This is a genomic window from Occallatibacter sp., from assembly GCF_049802275.1.
Taxonomy (GTDB): Bacteria; Acidobacteriota; Terriglobia; order Terriglobales; family Acidobacteriaceae; genus Telmatobacter.
The window spans coordinates 1-21956 of record NZ_JBARMD010000204.1 but is presented as its reverse complement, the minus strand read 5'-3'; the positions used below and the strand labels follow the sequence as shown (position 1 = coordinate 21956).

The window sequence follows — 21956 nt, the reverse complement described above, 5'->3', positions numbered from 1 at the left end:
GGAAGGCTGCTACAATTCGGCATTCCCGTGTACATCTGTATCGCATCTCCACGCAGGAAATATAGAGAGAAAGACTGACTGGGATGATCGACTACTACGAGTTCCTGCAAATCAGCCCTAACGCTGACGCGGATACCATTCATCGCGTCTATCGCTATCTGGCTGCACGGCTGCATCCGGATAACCCCGAGTCGGGTGACGCGGAGATGTTCCGGCTGCTGAAGTCCGCCTTCGACACGCTCTCCAGCCCGGTGCGGCGCGCGGAATACGATGCGGTCTGCCGCCAGGAGGCAATGGAAGTCAAACCCCTTTCCAATTCCGTTGACTTCATGGACAGCGTGGAAGGCGAGTTGAACCGCCGGATCGCCGTGCTGGCAGTGCTCTACTTCAAGCGGCGCGCGAATCCGCGCTTTCCCGAAGTTTCGCTGGCGGAGATCGAGCGGCGGATGGGATTTCCGCGTGACTACCTGGACTTCACAACCTGGTATCTCCAGAAGAAGGGTTACATCACCAGGGCGGACAACTCCGACTTCACGCTGACGGCGGAGGGCGTGGACTACATCGAGACACAGCGCGGCAGTTTGCCGACGCTGAATAAACTGTTGACCGATGGCAAAGTGCAGTTCGACAAATCGGCGCGAGCGCAGAAGCAACAGCCGAATGGAGCGCAGGGAGCAAATAGGAGCAATGGGTCAGCGCCGATCATTTTGCCATCCTCGATGTCAGTCTGGCTGGATCGGCGCGGAGAGGGCGGGGACCGCCGGAGCGCGGCCACTTTGCGGATGCCTGGATCCGATCGCCGGGCGGCGGGAATACGGGACCGGCGCGTGAATATCGGCGACCGGCGGCAGAATAAGGGAGATCGGCGGTCTTACGCGCTCTTAAACACCCAGGATGACCAGCCTTCTACTCGCGTACAGTAATTCCGAGCGTCTTCATCTTGCGATAGAGGTGGCTGCGTTCGAGGCCGAGGAGTTCTGCGGCGCGGCTCACATTATTGCGAGCTTCTTCAATCTTCTTGAGGATGTAGTCGCGTTCGTAGGCGTCGCGCGCCTGCTGCAGCGTGGAGAAATCTTCTGTCGCGCGTGAGCTGGATTTGTGCGTAAGGGGCGGCAGTTGTTTTCGCTCGATGCGCAGGGTGCGTGGATTCAGGATCAGAACCCGCTCGATCACATTCTTTAATTCGCGCACGTTGCCCGGCCAGTGATATTGCTTCAGCACTTCAAGGGCTTCTTCACTGATCTCCATGCGCGGGCGGCCGTACTGGCGCCCGAAGTCGGCGAGGAATTCGCGGACCAGAAGCGGGATGTCCTGCTTGCGTTCACGCAACGGGGGCACGAAGAACGGGACCACGTTGAGGCGATAGAAGAGGTCTTCGCGAAAGTTCCCCTTGGCGATTTCTTCTTCGAGGTCCTTGTTTGTTGAAGCGATCAGGCGAACGTCTACGCGCAGAGGCTGGGTGCCGCCGACCGGCGTAAAAAGCTGCTCGTCGAGAGCGCTCAGCATTTTTGACTGAGTCTTGAGGCTCATGTCGCCGACTTCATCGAGGAAGAGGGATCCACCGTCGGCGCGCTCCAGCGTTCCCCGTTGCTCAGGCGGCCCGCCGGGCTGCACGCTATGACGGTATCCGAATAATTCAGATTCAATATGGGCTTCTGGGATGGCGGCGCAGTTGAGTTCAATAAAAACACCATCGCGCCGAAGGCTTTCAGCGTGAATGGCGCGGGCGATGAGTTCCTTGCCGGTGCCTGATTCGCCGTAGATGAGCACGCGGCCGTTGGTGGGGGCCATCAGGCGAATCTGCTGGCGAAGCGCTTTGACGGGCACACTCTCACCGGTGAGCACTGCGCCCACGCTGAACTGGCGCTTGAATTCGAGGTTCTCGTTGCGAAGGCGGCGGGCTTCGACAGCGTTCTTGAGAACGATGAGAGTACGGTCGAGGGATAGAGGTTTTTCAAGGAAGTCGTAGGCGCCGAGCTTGGTGGCTTTCACCGCCGCTTCGATGGTGCCGTGGCCCGAAATGATGACGACCTCGGGCCGCTTTTCGAGGGCGAATGCATGGATATCGGCGAGAACGTCGAGGCCATCGCGGTCGGGCAGCCAGATGTCGAGCAGGACGACGTCGTAGGGTGCGTCCTCAATGAGCACGAGGGCCTCAGCCGCGGTGGGTGCAGTGGCGACGGCGTAGCCTTCTTCAGTGAGGATTTCTTCAAGAGACGTGCGAATTTCCGCCTCGTCATCGACCACGAGGACATGGTTCATGAGCGGGCCTCAGTGAGAGGAGTTGCGTCGGTCGCGTTCGCCCCCTGCGTGGTCGGTTCGGCGTGGTCAAGCAGAGGCAGGCGAATGAGGAAACGGGCGCCTTTGGGGGTGTTGCTCTCGGCGCGAATGGAACCGCCGAGTTCCTGGATAATCTTGGCGGCAATGGAGAGTCCCAGGCCGGTGCCGCGGTGCTTGGTGGAGTAGAAGGGCAGGAACAGGCGCTCACGAATCTCTTCAGTGAGGCCGTGGCCTGTGTCGGAGACCTCGATTTCTACAGCGGCGCCATCCTCGGCAAGGGAACTGCGCACGCGCAAGATGCGGAGAAGACTGCCCTGCATGGCCTCGGCGGCATTGTCGATGAGGTTGGCGAGCGCGCGACGAATAGCCTCGTGATCGGCAAGAACCAGGGGAAGGCCGGGTTCGAGATCAAGCTGTACGGTAATGCCTTCAAGGCGCCCCGCAAACATGGCGAGTGCTTCGTCAGTGACCTGGTTCATATCGCAGGGCCGCGGTTGCGGCGCCGGGAATTGGGCGAGTGCCGAAAACTGGTCGACAAGTGTGCGCAGCGTGCCCACGCAGGTCAGGATGACCTCGCTGCACTTGCGAATGACGGAAGGCGAATCGGGTTGGGCGCGGTCGAGATGGCGTCCGATGCGTTCGGCTGAGAGCGCGATGGGTGTGAGCGGATTCTTGATCTCGTGGGCCACGCGCTGCGCCACTTCTTTCCATGCGAGCTGGCGCTGGGCGCGGAGGAGTTGGGAAGTGTCTTCGACGACAAGGATTGTCCCGGGCCTGCCGTGCGCCAATTCAAGTCGCGCACTGGTGATGGCAAGATGCATATTGCGCCCATGGAGATGGAGTTCGATTTCGAGGGAGGCTGCACCCATGCGCTGGCCGCGGCGAATCACTCCGGCGAGTTCTTCAACGGAATCGGGCGGCAACAGAAGATCGAGTTTCTGACCGCGAATGTTCGCGTTTTCGTCCTGCCCCATCAGAACAGCGAAAGCTCGATTGGCTTGCAGGACGTTTCCAGCACTATCGAGCGTGACGACGCCGGAAGGGATCGTTTCCAGAATCGTCTCCAGTTCGCGGCGGCGTGCTTCGATGGCCTGATTGGCGGCAGTGAGCTGTGCGGAGGAGCTCTCGGCGAGTTTGCGGCTTGCATCAAGATCGGCTGCCATGTGGTTGAACGAGCGCACCAGCTCTGCCATTTCGCCGGTCGTGACCAGGCCGACTCGATGTTCATATTTGCCTGCGGCGATCTCGTCCATGGCATCGGCAAGCGCCTCTACCGGGCGCGTTATTTGTTTGGAAAGAAACAAGGCAAGCCAGACGCTGGAGAAGAAGACCACCACGGTGATTAAAAGCAGCATGAGGAAGAACGTGGCGCGGATGCTATTTCGGGAGCGAAACAGGTTCCAATATTCTGCTGCACCCTGGCGAATGCGGGCGGTTGTCTGGCTTAGTCCCTGCGGCATGGGCAGTACGGCGATCACGAGCTTTCCTGATTGGGTTGCCGATTTGCCCAGGGCGTAATCCTGACCGGCGATGCGGATGACTGGTTCGTCATTGCGCAGAGCCGAGGTGAGAATACTGCTTGAAAGCGGGCCCGGTAGCGGAATGACGGATTGGAATCTCGGGTCGCCAGACTTTTCAGGAAGCCACGGAACAAGACTGACAGTGCTGCTCTCTGGAGGGGCGCCGAAACTGGAGACGACATGGCGACCCTGGTCATACACAAGAACAAAACCACCCTCCAGCGTGACGCGATGCGAAGCGAGAACCTTTTCCAGCGCCGACACCTCGCCATCGGGCGTGCCGGTGGCCGCGATCGATTCTGCTTCTCCGCGAGCATTGCTTGCAACGTATTGAGCCAGCTCAAGCACGACGCGGGTTGAGTCTTCGCGGAGTTCCGACGTGTTGGGCGAAAACCAGCGATCGATGGAGCGGTTCATGAGCTGGAAGCTGAACAGGAACATGAAGACCGCGGGCGTAAGAGCAATAAGAGCGGCTCCAAGAACCATGCGCGTACGCAGCCGCGCTCCAAGGGCGCTACTGCTTTGATCGGCGTAGAGCTTGAGAATGTTACGCAGCAGAAGAAGTAACAGGACCAGCAGTAGCAGGAAGACGACTACGGTAAGGCCAGTGAAAGCGAGCGTCTCACCGGAAGTCTCAGGATTGACGAAGGGGATGGGATTAAAGGCCTGGAGAGCTCCCAGCAACGCGAAAAACAGCAATACACCGGCACCGAGAAGTAGGACTGTCCGCCGCCGTGAGCTGCCTTCAGTGGGCATGGGGGGATTATAGAAGGGATCAGAGAGAGCAGTGGACCGGCATCAGAGATCAGAGACCACGGAGCAGGGCGATTGTCATTCACCGCATGCTATCCCAGCACGATGTCGGTTCCTGTCCATTCGCGCTTCTGGCTCTCCGCTACTCCGCGGTGCGTGAGCGTGCCGAGGTAGGTATTGAGGCCTTCGGCTAAACCCGGGTCGCGCTTGAGGGCTTCGCGGGCGCCGAGGTTGGCGATGCGCATCAGGTACGGGAAGGTCGAGTTGGTGAGCGCCAGCGTGGAGGTGTGCGGCACGGCTCCAGGCATGTTGGTTACGCAGTAGTGAACAACTCCGTCGACCACGTAGCTGGGATTGGAGTGCGAGGTTGGCTTGGCGGTTTCGACGCAGCCGCCCTGGTCGATGGCGACGTCGACGATCACTGCGCCCTTCTTCATGGCTGAAACCATGGCGCGGGTGACAATCTTGGGAGCGGTCGCGCCGGGAATGAGCACTCCACCAATTACAAGGTCCGCCTCGCGGGTAGCCAGCGAGACGTTGTAGCTGTTTGAAGCCAGCGTGTACAGGCGACCACCGTAGAGGTCGTCGAGTTCGCGCAAGCGCTGAAGATTGACGTCGACGAGCGTCACCTTGGCGCCGAATCCGAGGGCGATTTTCGCGGCGTTGGTGCCGACGATACCTCCACCGATAATGGTGACGTTGGCGGGGGGAACACCCGGAACGCCGCCGAGAAGAATGCCGCGGCCTCCGCGCTCTTTTTCGAGATAGGCGGCACCAACCTGTACGCTCATGCGGCCAGCAACTTCGCTCATCGGCGTAAGCAGCGGCAGGGTGCCCTGGCGATCGCGCACGGTTTCATAGGCGATGCCGATCACCTTGGAGTCGAGAAGCTTGTTGGTGAGAACGGGAATGGGAGCGAGGTGAAGGTAGGTGAAGAGCACCAGGCCTTCGCGAAAATAGACGTACTCCTGCTCGATGGGCTCTTTGACCTTGACCACTGTTTCGGCTTTGCCCCAGACGTGGCCCGCGTCGCCGACGATTTCGGCGCCGGCATCCTGATAGCTCGCATCGGTGAATCCGGAAAGCTCGCCCGCATGGGTTTCGACCAGCACCTTATGGCCGGACTCGGTAAGTGCCTTGACGCCAGCGGGTGTGACTCCAACGCGCGCTTCGTTGTCCTTAATCTCTCTCGGAACGCCGATGATCATTTGTTGGCTCCTATTCGGCTTTTTTGGGTGCTCTTCTCGCTGGGTGGCCTGGAACAGGCTGGAAAGCCGCGCGCCGGACGTTTTTTCCTGGGGGAGGGCATTTATCCGGCGCGTTGGCTTTACTGCTTCCAGTTGGACACATCCTAAGGCGTGGAGGCATTTCAATGTGTGCAAATATCGTGTTAAAACATCTCGTAGAGCACAAATCATGAGAATGAGGGCGCTTTAATGCAAGAAACCGGCGGAGCATCGCAAAACACCGAACTCGATGAGCTTGACGCCTCAATTCTGCGCTATCTCGAGCGGAGTGGGCGAGCTACAAATTACGAAGTTGGCGAGGCGGTGGGCCTGTCGGCTTCGGCGGCATCGCGGCGGATTCAGGCGCTGGAAGGTGCCGGCGCGATTCGAGGATATCGGGCGGAAGTGGATGATCGGTTGCTGGGGAAGCGGATGACGGTTTACATCCGTGTGACACTGGAGCGGCAATCGGCCGCAGTGCTTGGCGCATTTGAGACGGCCGTTCGCCATTGCAAGGAGATCGTAAGCTGCCACTTGATGGCCGGGCAGTACGATTACATGCTGGTTGCGCGGGTAGGGGGTATTGACGACTACGGGCGGTTGCACCAGAACGAGCTTTCACGCCTGCCTGGGGTTACGCGGCTGGAGACGAGCTTTGCGCTGCGAGACGTACTAGACGGAAGCCGCCTCTAGGAATGGCCGGACGAACCTAGCTAGTCAATTGATTGAGGCCCATGACGGTGCGATTTTGGAGGTGTCGGCGATACAGTGGGGTTACGCCGGTACTTTGCTTCTGACGTTACCAACGTGGGAAAATTCACGTTTATCCCCTGGAAGGCGCAGTTATGTTCGAGTCTGACCAACATGAATTCGACGAAGAGTTCGCGGAAGTAAGCCATCCTGCACCACCGTCTCCGGCGAAGCCCCCTGCTACAGCGCAAGCCGCATCCGTGCCTGTGGCAAACGCAAGCGCTGTTGCGGTCGCCGTTGAGGAGCCGGCCGTCCAGGAGCCTCACACGGAAGAGACGCCCGAAGCCGAAGAGGTGGAGCAGGAGGAATTCGTCGATCCGGCAGAAAAGCAGCCAGAGGAACCGCCGCCACCGAAGAAGAAACCAAACCTTATGCTGATCGGTGGTTTTGCGGCGCTCATCATCTTTGCGATTTTTGTTGTCTTCACAACCAGGCCAAAGTCAGATGCGCCATCGCCCGGCGACCTGGGCCCTGGAATTGTGGCGGCCTCCGGGCTGCGTGGTCATCTCAACACGCGATGGGATGGCAATGCCAAGACGGGCAGGCTAGTTTATCAATTGCGCATTGAGCCGATGGAGGATCGGTGGGGAGCAGGGTTCTCGAAAGCCATAACAGCATCGCCGGGGCCGCTGTCAGTGAACATTCGGCTGCTGGATCAGACGGGGTTTGCGCTGTGCGGGAAGGAAGTAGATTTCCGGTTCGATCCACTGCATGCGGAGGTGCCCGTTTCAGTGTCGCCGATCGGTGCTAACGGGAAGAAGCTCTCGCTAGTGGAGCGGAATGCTGCCCTGGAAGCAGCGCGGCAAAGCCAGGTGAGCCAGATGCAGGCTGCGGAAGCGACACGAGAGCAAGGGATGGATCTTTTCCAGAATCAAACTTCGGACGAGGGGCAAGTGACGGTGGTGAACGCTCAAGGCGCACTGCCCTGCTCACCCGATCAGTACAAGCGCGCCAACTACTGGGATTTCAACACGAATTTCCCGTCACTTGCAGAGCAGGCCGACCTGCTTGATCCGAAAGCGGCGGCGCAACGCGCGAAGGACCTGGCTTCTTCAGGGCAGAAGCGAACCGCTAAGAAGTGGGGAGAAGGATTTCTGATTCAAGGCGACGACCGCGTCACAGGATACGACTCCGTGCGTGGGCTGCTGTTGGCAGAGCAGAAGTCTTTCGCGATTGACAAACGGTTCGGACAAACGACAGCCACCGACTGGGCAAGCAACTACATGCTGATTCATTACAAGTGCGACCAGCATGCGAATTGCGCGCTGACGGCTGCGGGACAGGCGGCTGTACTCCATGCGCGGCTGAATTAGCTCTTCCCGTTACCGCCAGCAGCTAGCTCTTGGCTCTTTTTGAAAAGCGGACAGTATGGCAACGAACCAATGGGTTCGCGTCTGCCTGTTAATTGCAGGAGCAGGCTCCGGTGGAGTCGGGACGCGTGGAGCATGAGCCGATCTGGACTGGTGGACCAAGAGCCTTGATGCAGGCTACGTGTCCGGCCACGGCTTTGGGAGACGCGACAGGGACCTGAGAGACGGAGACACCGCTGTCCGTGACGTTGCCCGACGGATCGTATTTTGTCAGATTCCCGCTGGTTCCTGAGCCGTCGCTGATCTGAACCCGGGACCCGGAGCCGTGATAGCCGTCGAGATTCGCAGGTAAAACTGTGTGCTGTCCGACCTGGAAGGAAGCGGCGCGGGCAGTGCTGTTAATGGTCAGCGAGTTGTCGATGGTGGTGGCGCCGTTTTTCTGGACCAGGAAGGTATAGGCGGTGTTGGCGGCGTTGGTGACGGAGAGGGCGGCTGCGGTTTCTCCGTTGGCGTCGGGCGTGATGCGGATGGCGGCGGCGCTGGAGGCGGGCAGGAAGACGTTGCTTCCGTCGTCGCAGAACTGCTGGCGGAGCGCGGTCGAGAAGGTGTAGTCGTAACAGCCGGCGGGATGCGCGGTCGAACTGGGCACGAACTGCCGCCTGAGAACTTCGAGGACCGATCCGTGGCCGTTCCACGACGAGGCAATGTCGGCCTGCGGAATGCTGGCGAAGTTGTGCTGCGGGCTGGCGCTGCCGGTGGCGTTGGAGACGACGGACCACTGCAGATCGGAACCGCCGCCAACTGGTCCCGCCTCAAGAGCGGCATAGATGGCGCGTTCGACCCAGAGGCCGTCGTACCAGTAGGAGCCGCTGTTTTCATCGGTGACAAGAAAAGCTGATGTTCCATGAGTGATGCCGGGGTGATTGCCGGCGATGGTGGCAGCGATGCCGAATACCTGGCTCATGGCGCGGGATGGTGTGGAGGGTGGGCCGGGATCGGACCCGGTTTCGTTGAAGATGTTGGCTTCCACTCCGTAGGTGAGGGAGTTGGCGCTGCCGTGGCGCTGGATAGCGATGGGATTGATGCCCCACACGCCGTTGTGCAGGTCGCCGGGGTTGTTCTGCGAAATCATGAATGCGCCGACGCAGGGGGCTGCGGAGTTCGCGGCGGTGTAGTTGCAGTTGTGGTAGGTGTAGAGCGGCGCTGTGTCATTTACGCCGGAGTCGGACGAGACGATGCGGGTGACGGGCGTGACATAGGGATCACCCTGCGCGGTCGAAGTCTGCACGCGAGAGGCATTATCAAAGATCGACTGATTGAAAACGGGGCTGGTGAATAATAGCGGAGTTGCAGGCGCGGAACTGTAGTTCTGATTGATGCGCGAATCTGGACGGATGGCGTTGTCCCGGGTGAAAGCTTCGGACAGTTTCAGCACCGGCGCGGTAAGCAGGCTTTTGAGGTTGAGGTCCTGATGTGTCGTGTTGCGCGGATCGGATGCCGCCTGAGCACTGGCAAACGTGGTGCTGATAACAAAGATGATTGCCGGGAGAAATTGCAGGAATGGACGCATAAGAGGGAACCTCCGGGGAATGAGGGGCGCATCAAGAGCGCACGATGTATATACGTGAGACGAATTTCGGCGGGAATGGAGTTGTTGGAAGGATGGATTTGCGGGTATTTGCGGGTAACTCCCAGGTCTCAAAATCGAGACCTGGGGCACCCAGCACCCAGCACTACATGCTCAGGAAGGCTGATTTCAGACCGCCGTACCAGCCGGTTAGAACCAGATGCTTGTCACCGCGAAAACCTGATGAGGCGAGCCCAAACTGACGATTCCTTTCACGCATCACAATTCTGTATCCATCCGTTGCACTCTCCTGCCCGACCAACCAGACGTCTTCATTGAGATCTTTCAACCGACCGTTATTAACTAAGCGCACGATCACGGATATTTTCTGGGGCACAAGGAGTGTCTGTCCCAACTTGATCCCATGATCGTTCTGACACGCGGGATCATCTCTAGCCTGAGCGCGGACGAACTCACGAACCTCTTCGACTGTCATAATGAGTAGTTACTCCACGTTGTCGATTTGGGCGCGCTGGAGTTTGTCGCTGTAGTCGACGTAGACGGCTTTCCAGGTGGTAAAGAAGTCGATGGCGCCGTTGCCTTCGCGGTGGCCGTTGCCGGTGTGCTTGACGCCGCCAAAGGGCAGGTGGACTTCTGCGCCAATTGTCGGCGCATTGATGTAGGTGATGCCGGCTTCTAAATCGCGAATGGCAGCGAAAGCGCGGTTGAGGTCTTTCGTATAGAGGGCGCTGGAGAGGCCATAGTCGATGGAGTTGGCGATTTCAATTCCCTGCTCGAAGGTGTCGAACTCGATGAGCGCGACGACTGGGCCGAAGACTTCTTCGCGGGCAAGACGCATCTCCGGAGTTACGGCGAAGACGGTCGGCTCGAAGAACGTGCCTTTGGCGCAGTCGCCGCTGGTGAGCGCGTTGCCGCCGCAGAGGAGCTTGCCGCCATCTTTCTTTGCGATCTCGACGTATTTCGCGGAGGTTTCGATCTGGCTCTTGTTGACCTGCGGGCCGACCTGCACGGATTCGTCGAGGCCGTTGCCGATCTTGAGTGCCCGGGCGCGGGCGACGAATTCGTCTGTAAATTTGCGGGCAATTCCCTTCTGCAGGAGGATGCGGCTGGTGGCGGTGCAGCGCTGGCCTGTGGTCCCGAACGATCCCCACAGAGCGCCGTCGAGGGCTAGCTCGAGGTTGGCGTCGTCGAGAACAATTTGCGCGTTTTTGCCGCCCATTTCGAGAGAGACGGGCTTGAAGGTGGCAGCGGCGCGCTGGGCGACATGGGAGCCGACTTCGCTGGAACCGGTGAAGCTGATGGCGCGGACGTCGGGGTGTTCGACCAGAGAATTGCCTACGGCCCCGCCGCTGCCGCTGACGATGTTGACGACACCCGGGGGCAGGCCTGCATCGACCAGGGTCTGCACGAGGTTGTAGACGGAGAGGGGCGTGTCGGTCGCGGGCTTGATGACGCAGGTGTTGCCGCCGACGAGCGCGGGAAAGAGCTTCCAACTGGGGATGGCCATGGGGAAATTCCACGGCGTGATGAGGCCGACGACGCCAACGGGCATGCGGATGCTCATGGCGAACTTGTTCTGGAGCTCGGAGGGCGTGGTCTGGCCAAAGAGGCGGCGGCCTTCGCCTGCGACATAGAAGGCTTCGTCGATGGCTTCCTGCACGTCACCGCGAGTTTCGGCGAGCACCTTGCCCATTTCCCGGGTCATGTCGCGCGCGTACTGTTCCTTGCGTTGCTGCAACAGGATGCCCGTACGGACGAGGATTTCGGCGCGCTTGGGCGCGGGGACGAGGCGCCAGGCGGCGAAGGCTTTTTTGGCGGCGGCTACGGCGGCATTCACATCTTCAGGGCCGGAGGATGGAAAGGAGCCGACGATGTCGTCGTGGTCGGCGGGGTTGACGTTGAGGATGGTTTTGCCGCTTGCTGCGGGGAGCCATTCGCCGCCGATCAGATTGTGGTAGGTGGGGTAGGTCATGGTCAGGTCTCAGGGTTCAGGGGTCAGGGTTCTTAGTTCGAGTTATGAGCGGTCAGTTTTCAGTTATCAGTGGCCGGGGTGGGCTGCCGGAATTGAGGAGTTGGCGCGCACTGCCCGGATGGACACAAAAACACTTGATTTTAGCGCACTGGGGTTGGGTGTCGCTTCACGGGTTAGAGTTACCGAATCAGTGCTAAGTCCGCTGGACGACAGTTAGCCGTTCATCGGTCTCGACTCGAGCGGTTGGTTAGAAAGGGGTATTTACAAAGCTCCCTACTCTCATGATTACCAACGGTGTTTTTTGCTGCATTAGCCGTTGGCCGTACAATCTTAATTGAGGTAGATTCCACTCATACATGTCTCAGAACGGTTATCCTTCGCGTACTTCGCGGTCACATGGCCTGCGCTCTCTCTTCAGCATGTTTTCGAGCGACCTGGCTATCGATCTTGGGACCGCCAACACACTGGTCTTCGCCGCCGGTAAGGGCATTGTCGTCAACGAGCCCTCCATTGTGGCCATTAACAAAAACACCGGTGAGGTGGAAGCGGTCGGCAAGGAAGCCAAGGACATGCTGGGCCGCACGCCCGGCAACATCGTGGCCATCAAGCCGATGAAAGACGGCGTGATTGCCGACTTCAAAGTCACCGAGAAGATGCTGAACTACTTCATCCAGAAGGCACACAACCGCAAGATGCTTGTTCACCCGCGCATCGTGATCGGTGTGCCCTCCGAGATTACGCAGGTGGAAAAGCGGGCGGTCGAGGACTCGGCCTATCGCGCCAAGGCCAGCGAAGTGTATCTCGTGGAGCAGGCCATGGTGGCGGCGATCGGCGCTGGTCTGCCGATTACGGAACCAGGCGGCAACATGGTGGTCGATATCGGCGGCGGAACAACGGATATTGCGGTCATCTCACTTTCCGGTATCGTTTATTCGCGTTCAGTAAGAATGGCCGGCAACCAGATGGATGAGGCCATTACCAACTACCTGAAGCGGAAGTACAACCTGCTGATCGGCGAGCGCACGGCCGAGCAGATCAAGATCGAGATTGGATCGGCGTATCCGCTGGACAAGCCGCTGACGATGGAGATCAAGGGACGCAACCTGATTGAGGGCGTGCCCAAGACCATCTCGATCGACGACAGCGAGATTCGCGAGTCGCTCGGCGAGTGCATCGCGGTGATCATGAATGCGATTCGCGTGGCGCTGGAGCGGACGCCGCCGGAGTTGTCTGCCGATATCTCGGACCGCGGCATCGTGCTGACCGGCGGAGGCGCGCTGATCAAGAACCTCGACAAGCGCATCCGCGAGGAAACGGGATTGCCAGTCTCGGTGGCCGACGATCCCCTGGCCTCGGTGGTGCTGGGCACCGGCAAGATGTTGTCGGACTTCAGGCTGCTGCGGAAGATCAAGATCGACTAGGGACGTAGGGACTAGAGACTAGGGACTAGGACAAAATCCCGAACGTCTTCCGGGTTTATTCAAGACGAATGATCCGATGGAATTCGACCAGGATGATCGCGCACGCTTTTCTTAGTCCCTAGGTCCCTACGTCCTGGTCCCTGTTTTATTTATGGAATCATTTGTCGTTCGTTATCGGAATCTGCTGGTGCTGCTGGCTTTGCTGGTGGCACAGATTCTGGGTCTTGCCATGCAGGTGCGCCGTACGACCGGCGGCCAGACGGGCGATGGGCGCAGCGTGCAACTGATTCGCCTGTGGGCTAATTCCGTCGTGTCTCCGCCAGAACGGGCTCTCCACTCCTCAGGCTCTGGGATCTCCTGGCTCTGGAACAACTACATCGATCTGCGCCATGTGCGGCAGCAGAATGCGGATCTGCAGAAGACGGTGGATCGTTTGCGGCTGGAGCAGGCTGCACTGTTGGAAGACGCCAAGCAGGGACAGCGGCTGCAGGCGCTCCTGAATTTTCAGCAGAAATACATTTACAAGACTGTTGCGGCGCAGGCTATCGGTACCAGCGGGACGGACCAATCGCACGTGTTTTATATCGACAAGGGGAGGGATGAAGGCATTGACCGCGATATGGCGGTCATCACTCCTGATGGCATCGTCGGCAAGATTCGCGACGTGTTTCCCCACACGGCGCAAGTGCTCGCGATCAACGACCAGTCCAGCGGCGCGGGCGTGATCCTGGAGTCGACGCGGATTCGCGGCATCCTGCGCGGCAACGGTGCGGGGCAGCCGCAGATTGAAGATGTAATTCGCGATCAGCGCATCAAGGCGGGAGAGAAGGTGCTGACCGCCGGTGGAGATCAGATCTTTCCCCGGGGCCTGCCGGTGGGTGTGGTGGATAGAGTCGTCAACGATCCGGAGCGCGACGGGTTTGTGCAGGTGATTGTGAAGTCAGCCGCGCATCTTGACCAGTTGGACGAAGTGCTCATAGTGACATCGACAGAGCCACGCTTCCCACCCGATCAGCAGCAGGACATCGCGGCGAGCGAGGCTCTGAAGGGAGCGGAAGCTGAGACGCAGAAAACGTCAGAAGGGATGGCGGAGAAGCTGCCCGGGTTGATTGATCCGAACCTTCCTGCCGATCAGCAGCCGCTGAATGACGCGTCGAATCCGAATCCGGTATCCCGCCCGCCTATGGCCGTGCATCCTGACCGGTTTACGCCGGGGGGTGCGGTGACCCCTAACCCTCCCGCGACGCCGGAAAGTAACCAGGGGGCCGCGCCGGATCAGAGCGCGCCGAAGAAGAAGCCTGCGGCGCCAAAAACACCGCAAAGCAGTCCGGCCACAACGCAACCGGCGACGCCGCAACCAACCGCGCCGCAAGGGGATCACTAGCCATGTCGGTCCTTACAGCTGAGAGCCGCCGCGATTACGAGATCCACCGTTACCCGGTGCTGATTTACGCGCTGGTGCCGATTGCGGCGCTGGTGATGCAGGCGTGGCTGCCGAGGGTGCTGGGGCGCTTTGCGTGGTTCGATCTGCCGCTGGTGGTAACGGTATTTTTCGCGCTCAGCCGGCGCAACCCTATTCAAGGTTCGATCCTGGGCGGAGTCATGGGTCTCTTTGAGGACGCGCTGACGGGTCTGCCCATTGGAATCAACGGCATTGCCAAGACGCTGGTCGGCTACCTTGCGGCATCGGTCGGGGTCCTGGTGAATGTTGAGAATCACGCCATCCGGCTGGTGCTGACGTTTGTGCTATCGCTGGTCGGCAGTGCGACGTACTTCTTTGTGGTTCGGTTTCTGCTGGGCATGACGGTCGATACGAGCTGGCTGATGGAGTTGTACAAGGCATTGGGCAACTCGCTGATTGCGCTGGTCCTGTTTCCGCTGCTCGACCGGACAAAGATTCGTGATTGAGGGATTCGTGATTGAGGAAGTCACGATTGAGAAATTCGTGATTGAGTACGATGGTTCGCGGGGTGAATAACCGCGTCTCGCGCGCAAGCGCGCAACGAGAGCAGAATGCAGGATAGAGGTATCCTAGAAGTAGCTTCCCATGCGTTATGACACGGTCACACGCGGCGAAAAAGTCCCCACCCTCAAGCTGGCAGTGGTGCAATACGCCGTGCTGGCGCTAATGCTTGGACTAACTGCCGGTTTGTGGCGGCTGCAGATCCTCGGCGCACAGAATTTCAAACTATTGGCGGAGCAGAACCGCATCCGAAAGGTTCCGGTGCTGGCTCCGCGGGGCAAGCTTTTTGACCGCGAGAACCGGCTGGTGGTCGATAACTATCCGTCGGTCTCGTGCTTTCTGGTGCGCGAGCAGAACCGCAACGTAGATACGGACCTGCCGCTGATTGCCCGTGGACTGCACCTCGACCTGGACCAGCTTCGGGCCACTCTGCACCGCTATCGGACTTCGCCCGGGTATCAGCCCATTCCCATCAAGGAGGACGTGAGCGCCGATGAGCAGGCGTTCATCGAAGCGCATCGTAACGAACTGCCTGAATTGGAAACGATTGAAGGCGAACGTCGGCTCTACCCTCGGGACGGATTTGCGGCGCACCTGATCGGCTACGTGGGCGAAGTCAGCGAAGAGGATCTGAACCAGACGCGCTACGCGGCTTATGAGCCCGGCGATGTTGTGGGAAAGGCCGGCGTCGAGGAGATGTATGACCAGTTGCTGCGCGGGCAGGATGGATCTCGTGATGTCATTGTGGACAGCCATGGACGCGAGGTCGGTTTCCTCGGGATACAGCACGCGATCCCCGGGCAGGACCTCAAGCTCACCATCGACAACGATCTGCAGAAGGCCGCAGAACTGGCGATGGGCGATCGCACCGGTGCGATTGTGGCCATGGATCCGCGCAATGGCGACATTCTTGCTCTGGTATCTCGTCCCAGCTTCGATCCGAATGCGTTTGCGGTGAAGATCGAACGCGCGGAGTGGAACAAGCTGATCACCGATCCGGATCATCCGCTGATGAACAAGGCGATCCAGGCACAGCTTGCACCGGGATCAACGTTCAAGATCCTGATGTCGGTTGCGGGGTTGCAAGAAGGTGTAGCGCAGAATCTGAAGGTGAATTGCGCGGGCGGGTGGGGGCCCTACGGTTTCTATCATCATTGCGATGAAAAGCATGGTGCCGTCGACATTCACAATGCGATTCCCTACTCCTGCGACACGTACTATTACCAGCTTGGCGACAAGCTGGGCATCGACCGGATTGCCAAGTATGCGACCGAGTTTGGCTACGGCCAGAAGACCGGGATTGATCTTCCCGGCGAGCAGGCGGGACTGATGCCGAGCGCGCACTGGCTGATGAAGAACTATCATCGCAAGTGGTATCCCGATGAGACGCTGGACGTTTCAATTGGGCAGGGCGCGGTTGAAGCGACTCCGCTGCAACTGGCGCGGATCATCGGCGGCATTGCATCCGGTGGGCACCTGGTTCGACCGCGCGTCGTGTCGCCGGATCAGCTTCCGCCGGACTTTCGCAAAGACCTGATTGACAACTTGCCAGGATCGGGCGATGTGAATATTCCCATCGATCCAGAGAACTGGGCAACCGTCACCGACGGCATGGCCGAGGTGACGCAGCCTGGCTTGTACCACACCGCCGGCGGCGAACACCTCGAAGGCATCGACTTCGGCGGCAAGACGGGCACCGCGCAGGTCATGAGTCACGAAGCTTTGGACAAGACCGCCAAAGGACGGAATACGAATCCCAACGTTTGGTTCGTGGGTGTAACGCCGACAAAGAATCCTGAACTTGTGGTTGCAGTGCTCTGGGAGAACGGCAACAAGAGCTGGTTTGCCGCACGGATCGGCGCCCGGGTGGTCTCAGCTTACGTCGAAAAGCAGCGCCGCCTGGCTCATAACCTCGTGCCAGCCAAGACTCCGCCTCCAATCGAAGTGGGCGCGGTTTGGACCACTCCCAACCCGTCCCCGGATGGAAAAGGTGAGACGTCGGCGAAGCTTCACGCAGGCAAGTTCCTGGTGGGACCGAATGGAGCCGTACAGCCGGAAACACAGAACGGCAAATCGGCAAAGCCTTTGAAACCGGAGCAGGCGACACCGCAGCTCGCAAAGAAACAGACCGCGAAAGCCACGATACCGGGACAGGTTGGGCTCGAGTCGGCAACGCTCATTTCGCCAGCTTTGCCGGGGAAATCTGCCCAGGTGAAATCGCAATGAGTCCGATGCGCCGTATCATGAGTTTCCGCGATTTTGACTGGACATTGTTCGGGATCATCGCGTTGCTTTGCACGATATCGGTTCTGGAAATCTACTCCGCAACGCTGCACACGAAATACGTTGGGTTTCACACCAAGCAGATCTACTGGTGCCTGGGCGGCGTGATAGCGATGTTCCTGTTTTCGCTGATCGACTACCACAAACTCATCGACTGGGTTCCATGGGCTTACGGTGTCTGCCTGGTAGCGCTGGTCGCCGTAAAGCTGGTGGGAACGAAGGTTCTGGGTGCGCGCCGCTGGATAAAGATCGGGCCGATGCACTTTCAGCCGTCGGAATGGGTGAAGCTGATTTTGATTCTGGTGGTGGCCCGCTACTTTGCGAATCTTGGCGGGAAGAACCTGACCTGGAAAGAGATATTCAAAGCCTTTGCGCTGGTGGGCGTTCCCATGCTGCTTGTGTTGGCGCAGCCGGACATGGGCACGGCGCTTACCTATACACCGATTTTGATCGCTGGGCTGTTTCTTGGCGGAATCAACTTGAAGCAAGCATTGGTTTTAATCACCGCCGGGCTGGTTCTGGTGGTGGGGGCGTGGAACAGCGGAAAGGTGCTGAAGCCCTATCAAAAAGCGCGGCTTACGGGCTTTATCAATCCCGATAACGATCCCAAAGGTGCGGGATACCAGGTATTGCAGGCCAAGATCGCAGTCGGAGCGGGGGGTATCTGGGGCAAGGGAGCTGAAAAAGGGACGCAAACGCAGGGAGCTTTCATTCCCATTCCGCACGCCGATTTCATCTTTGCGGCCTTCAGCGAGGAGCATGGCTTTGTAGGCGCGGTTTTTGTGCTGCTGCTATACTTCCTCATATTGATGCGTTTGATACAGAACGCTCAAACAGCCGCCGACCTGCCCGGGTCTCTTATTATTATGGGGATCGTGGCTGTGTTGACCTTCCAGATCGCGGTCAACGTGGGCATGGTCATTGGCTTTATGCCAGTCACCGGAATCCCTTTACCGTTAATGAGTTACGGCGGATCCTCGGTGTTGTTTACCTTCCTGGCGCTGGGCGTGGTGATGAACGTGCGCATGCGCCGGTTCGTAAACTAAACGTGATCCGGTCTGAAGGACCGGGAGCAAGATTGCACGGCAACACCCTCTTGGGGAACGCCGGGATATTCCGGACCACAAGAGCAAAGATTGTAAGTACTTAAAGCATCGTCAAAGATGCCTGGCCCGCGAGACCCTGATTGGATTCAGCCGCGTTGAGGAGATTCGGCAGATTCGATGAGGCGGCTCGGCGCACAGCATTGAAGAGGGTGCAAAATCCCGGCCAAGGTCCTGGTGGATCGAGCGGCCGGGCAGGATTGGGTTTAATGAGCACGCAGAGACGGGCAAACCGGACATTTCCAGCGATCGAGACTGATCGTGTGGATGTTCGGCGTCGCTGGTTTCGAGGCAGCAGGGAGCGCGCAGGAATTTCGGTTTCTGCTGTGCGGCCCGGCAGCTTACTCGCCAGCTACACAACGGCCCCGCTCATGTCGATCTTCTGGTTGGCATGGGCTTGGTTCACCACCCCCGCGGCGAGGATTTGTCGCCGGGGACCCCGGTGGTTGTGCCGCGACGAAAGGTCGCAAGCATCAACCCTCAGGATGGCCACAAACTCTCTGCCTTCGGATTACCGTTTCGAAACGTTTGCCGGACATGAAAGCCTTTCGAGTTCGCCGCCCCAGGTAGGGGCAGGCGGCCGTGGCTTCACGGTCCCGCCAGGCACGCACCGGTCATCTCCGCCGCACATCCCCAGCCTTCCCGTCCGCACGCATCTCCACCCCACCTTGCCGAAAGCCCCAGCAGGCGAAGTCCGCTGGGCGGAAAGGCACGATGGCAAAAGAGATTTGTATTTCCAGCACGCCGCATGAGACGCGGCTTGCAATTCTAGAAGACGATCAGCTCGCGGAAATCTATTACGAACGCGAAAACGAGTACACGCTGGCGGGATCCATTTATAACGGACGCGTCACGCGTGTTCTCCCCGGCATGCAATCGGCGTTTGTCGACGTTGGATTGGAACGCGACGCATTCCTGTACGTTACCGACTTCATGGAGTTGGAAGACCAGGAAGAGACGGACGAACTTGAGAAAGCCGCGGTAAGCGGCGCGAACCAGGCACCCAGGGAAGTGCGCCATACCAACGGACAGGATCGTGGCGGACAAGATCGCGGACAACGCCCCGCACGGTCTGAACAGCGTCCGGAACGCGAGAGCCGGCCAACCATCCAAATTACCTCGGAATCCGGCGATGCGGATTTCGCCGCTCCTGATTTAGCCGCTCCCGGTCAAACAGCTGATCAGTCCGATGACGCGACCGGAACCGATGAAGCTGGCACAAAACGCTGGCGCGGACGCCGTCGCCGGCGCGGAGGCCGCGGCGGTAGCAATGTCTCCGCCACTCCAGCCGAGAGCCAGGAGTTTATCGAGACTCATGTAAACGAGGCTGCGGAGCCCGTTCGTGAGACTGCCAGTGAGATCCAGGCTTCGGCCACTTCTCCGCGGACTCCACGGTTTGAACGGACTGAACGCGCTCCAGAGCCGTTTGTTCTGCCGGGCGAATCACTTAGAAAGTATGGCGGTGCGCCGGCGGAGTCGTCTGAGAAGGCGGAATCCGAGGCACCTGCTGTTGTTCGACCGGCGTCGTCCTACAAACCGGCCAGCCTTATTGAATCGCCGATCGTCTGGGACGGTAGCGGCTTGCTTCCCGGTGAGTCACTCTCACGGCATCGGAATCGTCAGCCCGAGGCTCCCGCTGCGGAGGAAGAGTCTTCCAATTCGTTCGCGCCGGAGATCGATAACGGCTCGGCGGATGAAGTTGAAGAGCAGGAATTCGTCGAAGAGATTACCTCTGCGAGCCCGGAGCGCGAAGTTGAGCCTGAGGCTGAGCCCGCGGTCGCCCAGTCGCACGTTCATGCGGCATCGGCTGGCTTTGAAGACGACATGGAGGAGGAAAGCTTTGAGCCTACCTCCAATAATTCTGAACCGCATGCGGTTCCGGGTGAGCCAGTCGCCGAGTCCGCTCTCAACGAGGCGAGGGGCACAGAGAACGAAAGCACCGAATTCGAGAGTGATCGCAGCGCATCGCACAATGTCGATCCCTTGCCACCGGCGGAGTTCCGGCTCTTTGGTCTCGGAGGAAAGAAGAAGAAGTCAGAGGACGTACCGCCCACACCGGTCGAAGAGACGAAGCCTACGGCTATTCCCGTGGCCTCATCGTTTTCGCCCGGCAACGGTCTCGTTGAGGAAGAAGTGATCGAGGGCGAGGAGTACGACACTCCGCATCATCACCACAAGTCCGACGAGCACGATCTGGATGACTACGAGGAAGAGGAGAAGCTTCACACGCAGATTCGCTCGGGTGAACTGGGAGAGATGCTGCAGGAGGCGCACCTCGACCATCGCATCCAGATGAAGTTTGAAGACAAGAACGGCGAAGAGGGTGAAGAGACTCTCGAAGGCGAAGAAGATGACGAGGAAGAAGAGGCAACCGCTGCTGGAGTTCAACCAGCAGGCGACGGCCAGGGACAACCGCGTCGCGATCGCGGCGGAAGAGGACGTCGGGGCCGTGGAGATCGAGGCGATCGCAGTGGACACCGGCCGGGAGACCGAGGCCGCCAATCGCGGCGCTCGGCGCAGACCTCTGACCTGCCGATCATTTCCGATTTGTTGAAGCCGGGGCAGGAGATCCTGGTGCAGATTGCGAAGGAGCCGATCGCCAAGAAGGGCGCTCGCATCACCAGCCACATTGCGCTGCCGGGGCGGTTCCTTGTATTCATGCCTACGGTCACACACGTCGGGGTGAGCCGCAAGATCGCCTCGGACGAAGAGCGCCAGCGGTTGAAGCGGATTCTGACCCACGAGCGCGGTGAAGCTTCGGGCGGATTTATCGTTCGCACCGCCGCGGAGGGCGCATCGGAAGAGGATTTGCGCGCCGATCTTCGCTTCCTCATTCATCTTTGGAACGAAATCAAGCAGCGGTCAGACAGTTCGAAGTCGCCGGCATTGATCTATCATGATCTGTCGCTCATCGAGCGCATCCTGCGCGACCAGGTGAGCAGCAACTTCTCGTCGATCTGGGTTGACTCCGAGGCGGATTACGAGCGCATTGTGCGCTTCCTGAACCGCTTCTCGCCAACGCTGGTGCGGCGCGTGAAGCTCTACACCAAGGACACTCCGCTGTTTGAGCACTTCGGCATCCAGGATGAAATCTCGAAGGCATTGCGTTCGAAAGTGTGGCTTAAGTCGGGTGGATCGATTGTGATCAACCAGACGGAAGCGCTGGTCGCGATCGACATCAACACGGGCAAGTATGTCGGCAAGACGGCGCGGCTGGAAGACACGATTCTGAAGACCAACCTCGATGCGATTCCGGAGATTGTGCGCCAGATTCGTCTGCGCGATTTGGGCGGCATCATCGTGATCGACTTCATCGATATGGATGAGCGCAAGAATCGCTTCAAAGTTATGGCCGCCCTCGAAGAAGCGTTGAAAAACGACCGCGCCCCAACCAAGGTTCTGCAGTTTAATGACTTTGGGCTGGTGGCAATTACCCGCAAGCGCGTGAAGCAATCGCTGGAGCGCACGCTCTCTGTTCCCTGCCCCACATGCCAGGCAACCGGCATGGTGAAGAGTCCCGCCACGGTGTGCAACGAGATTTACACCGAGTTGCGCAAGATGAAGCGGCACTTTGAAGGTTCGGACGTGATGCTGCGCGTGAATCCAGAAACCGTGAAGGTACTGAAGGCCAATAACGCAAGCTGGATCAATGAGTTCGAGGAGCTTGTCGGGAAAAACATCCTGATCAAGAGCGATCCGACCCTTCATCCCGAGCAGTTTGACATTCAAGGATAGGGACCTGGTTCTTTATCATGTCAGATAACGAAGGCCGGAGAGTCCTCCGGCC

The 21956-nt window shown here is 59.1% G+C and carries 15 protein-coding genes; 9 read left to right on the top strand and 6 right to left on the bottom strand.

Going from position 1 to position 21956, the window contains the following annotated elements:
• Positions 1 to 83: 83 nt before the first annotated feature.
• Positions 84 to 923 carry a J domain-containing protein gene (locus WA354_RS06935; protein WP_472812273.1) on the top strand — a complete coding sequence of 280 codons (840 nt, stop codon included), beginning with the start codon at positions 84 to 86 and terminating at the stop codon, positions 921 to 923.
• On the opposite strand, the gene WA354_RS06930 is transcribed toward WA354_RS06935, so the two are convergent.
• The 3 genes from WA354_RS06930 to ald form a co-directional block, all read right to left on the bottom strand.
• A complete protein-coding gene (locus WA354_RS06930; RefSeq protein ID WP_472812272.1) occupies positions 907 to 2262 on the bottom strand; it encodes a sigma-54-dependent transcriptional regulator in 1356 nt (451 codons plus the stop codon). The genes WA354_RS06935 and WA354_RS06930 overlap by 17 nt on opposite strands.
• A complete protein-coding gene (locus tag WA354_RS06925) occupies positions 2259 to 4556 on the bottom strand; it encodes a sensor histidine kinase (RefSeq protein WP_472812271.1) in 2298 nt (765 codons plus the stop codon). Before WA354_RS06925 ends, WA354_RS06930 begins: the two co-directional genes overlap by 4 nt.
• Positions 4557 to 4645: 89 nt before the next feature.
• Complete coding sequence (gene ald / locus WA354_RS06920; RefSeq protein ID WP_472812270.1) at positions 4646 to 5761, bottom strand: alanine dehydrogenase; 1116 nt, start codon at positions 5759 to 5761, stop codon at positions 4646 to 4648.
• Between the two features lie 228 nt (positions 5762 to 5989).
• On the opposite strand from ald, the gene WA354_RS06915 reads away from it, so the two are divergent.
• Both WA354_RS06915 and WA354_RS06910 read left to right on the top strand, forming a co-directional pair.
• The gene (locus WA354_RS06915; protein ID WP_472812269.1) at positions 5990 to 6472 is read left to right on the top strand and encodes an Lrp/AsnC family transcriptional regulator; all 483 of its coding nucleotides are present in this window, start codon (positions 5990 to 5992) and stop codon (positions 6470 to 6472) included.
• A 152-nt stretch (positions 6473 to 6624) separates the two neighbouring features.
• The gene (locus WA354_RS06910; RefSeq protein WP_472812268.1) at positions 6625 to 7842 is read left to right on the top strand and encodes a hypothetical protein; all 1218 of its coding nucleotides are present in this window, start codon (positions 6625 to 6627) and stop codon (positions 7840 to 7842) included.
• A gap of 88 nt (positions 7843 to 7930) precedes the next feature.
• Here WA354_RS06910 and WA354_RS06905 read toward each other — a convergent pair whose 3' ends face one another.
• The 3 genes from WA354_RS06905 to WA354_RS06895 all read right to left on the bottom strand — a co-directional run bounded on the left by WA354_RS06905 (position 7931) and on the right by WA354_RS06895 (position 11399).
• Positions 7931 to 9409, bottom strand: coding sequence for a hypothetical protein (locus WA354_RS06905; protein WP_472812267.1), 1479 nt, complete (start codon positions 9407 to 9409; stop codon positions 7931 to 7933).
• A gap of 163 nt (positions 9410 to 9572) precedes the next feature.
• Entirely contained in the window at positions 9573 to 9902 is a 330-nt protein-coding gene (locus tag WA354_RS06900) for a hypothetical protein (protein WP_472812266.1), read from the bottom strand.
• A gap of 9 nt (positions 9903 to 9911) precedes the next feature.
• Positions 9912 to 11399 carry an aldehyde dehydrogenase family protein gene (locus WA354_RS06895; protein ID WP_472812265.1) on the bottom strand — a complete coding sequence of 496 codons (1488 nt, stop codon included), beginning with the start codon at positions 11397 to 11399 and terminating at the stop codon, positions 9912 to 9914.
• A 356-nt stretch (positions 11400 to 11755) separates the two neighbouring features.
• Here WA354_RS06895 and WA354_RS06890 point away from each other — a divergent pair, with 356 nt between their 5' ends.
• The 6 genes from WA354_RS06890 to WA354_RS06865 all read left to right on the top strand — a co-directional run bounded on the left by WA354_RS06890 (position 11756) and on the right by WA354_RS06865 (position 21904).
• Complete coding sequence (locus tag WA354_RS06890; protein WP_472802302.1) at positions 11756 to 12820, top strand: rod shape-determining protein; 1065 nt, start codon at positions 11756 to 11758, stop codon at positions 12818 to 12820.
• 151 nt (positions 12821 to 12971) lie between these two features.
• Complete coding sequence (gene mreC, locus WA354_RS06885; protein ID WP_472812264.1) at positions 12972 to 14204, top strand: rod shape-determining protein MreC; 1233 nt, start codon at positions 12972 to 12974, stop codon at positions 14202 to 14204.
• A 2-nt stretch (positions 14205 to 14206) separates the two neighbouring features.
• Positions 14207 to 14728, top strand: a complete 522-nt coding sequence (gene mreD, locus WA354_RS06880) for a rod shape-determining protein MreD (protein WP_472812263.1) — start codon at positions 14207 to 14209, stop codon at positions 14726 to 14728.
• Between the two features lie 139 nt (positions 14729 to 14867).
• Complete coding sequence (gene mrdA, locus WA354_RS06875) at positions 14868 to 17009, top strand: penicillin-binding protein 2 (RefSeq protein WP_472812262.1); 2142 nt, start codon at positions 14868 to 14870, stop codon at positions 17007 to 17009.
• 5 nt (positions 17010 to 17014) lie between these two features.
• Positions 17015 to 18112, top strand: a complete 1098-nt coding sequence (gene rodA / locus WA354_RS06870; RefSeq protein WP_472808465.1) for a rod shape-determining protein RodA — start codon at positions 17015 to 17017, stop codon at positions 18110 to 18112.
• A gap of 771 nt (positions 18113 to 18883) precedes the next feature.
• Positions 18884 to 21904 (top strand): Rne/Rng family ribonuclease, encoded by a 3021-nt coding sequence (locus WA354_RS06865; protein WP_472812261.1) that lies wholly within the window; start codon positions 18884 to 18886, stop codon positions 21902 to 21904.
• Positions 21905 to 21956 lie beyond the last annotated feature (52 nt).

What these genes read in the sequence shown, in the direction of transcription:
- mreC (WP_472812264.1), top strand. Translation starts at nt 12,972, where the DNA reads ATGGAATCATTTGTCGTTCGTTATCGGAATCTGCTGGTGCTGCTGGCT.
- WA354_RS06865 (WP_472812261.1), top strand. Translation starts at nt 18,884, where the DNA reads ATGGCAAAAGAGATTTGTATTTCCAGCACGCCGCATGAGACGCGGCTT.
- WA354_RS06925 (WP_472812271.1), bottom strand. Translation starts at nt 4,556, where the DNA reads ATGCCCACTGAAGGCAGCTCACGGCGGCGGACAGTCCTACTTCTCGGT.
- mreD (WP_472812263.1), top strand. Translation starts at nt 14,207, where the DNA reads ATGTCGGTCCTTACAGCTGAGAGCCGCCGCGATTACGAGATCCACCGT.
- WA354_RS06900 (WP_472812266.1), bottom strand. Translation starts at nt 9,902, where the DNA reads ATGACAGTCGAAGAGGTTCGTGAGTTCGTCCGCGCTCAGGCTAGAGAT.
- WA354_RS06910 (WP_472812268.1), top strand. Translation starts at nt 6,625, where the DNA reads ATGTTCGAGTCTGACCAACATGAATTCGACGAAGAGTTCGCGGAAGTA.
- WA354_RS06930 (WP_472812272.1), bottom strand. Translation starts at nt 2,262, where the DNA reads ATGAACCATGTCCTCGTGGTCGATGACGAGGCGGAAATTCGCACGTCT.
- rodA (WP_472808465.1), top strand. Translation starts at nt 17,015, where the DNA reads ATGCGCCGTATCATGAGTTTCCGCGATTTTGACTGGACATTGTTCGGG.
- WA354_RS06890 (WP_472802302.1), top strand. Translation starts at nt 11,756, where the DNA reads ATGTCTCAGAACGGTTATCCTTCGCGTACTTCGCGGTCACATGGCCTG.
- ald (WP_472812270.1), bottom strand. Translation starts at nt 5,761, where the DNA reads ATGATCATCGGCGTTCCGAGAGAGATTAAGGACAACGAAGCGCGCGTT.
- WA354_RS06935 (WP_472812273.1), top strand. Translation starts at nt 84, where the DNA reads ATGATCGACTACTACGAGTTCCTGCAAATCAGCCCTAACGCTGACGCG.
- mrdA (WP_472812262.1), top strand. Translation starts at nt 14,868, where the DNA reads ATGCGTTATGACACGGTCACACGCGGCGAAAAAGTCCCCACCCTCAAG.
- WA354_RS06895 (WP_472812265.1), bottom strand. Translation starts at nt 11,399, where the DNA reads ATGACCTACCCCACCTACCACAATCTGATCGGCGGCGAATGGCTCCCC.
- WA354_RS06905 (WP_472812267.1), bottom strand. Translation starts at nt 9,409, where the DNA reads ATGCGTCCATTCCTGCAATTTCTCCCGGCAATCATCTTTGTTATCAGC.
- WA354_RS06915 (WP_472812269.1), top strand. Translation starts at nt 5,990, where the DNA reads ATGCAAGAAACCGGCGGAGCATCGCAAAACACCGAACTCGATGAGCTT.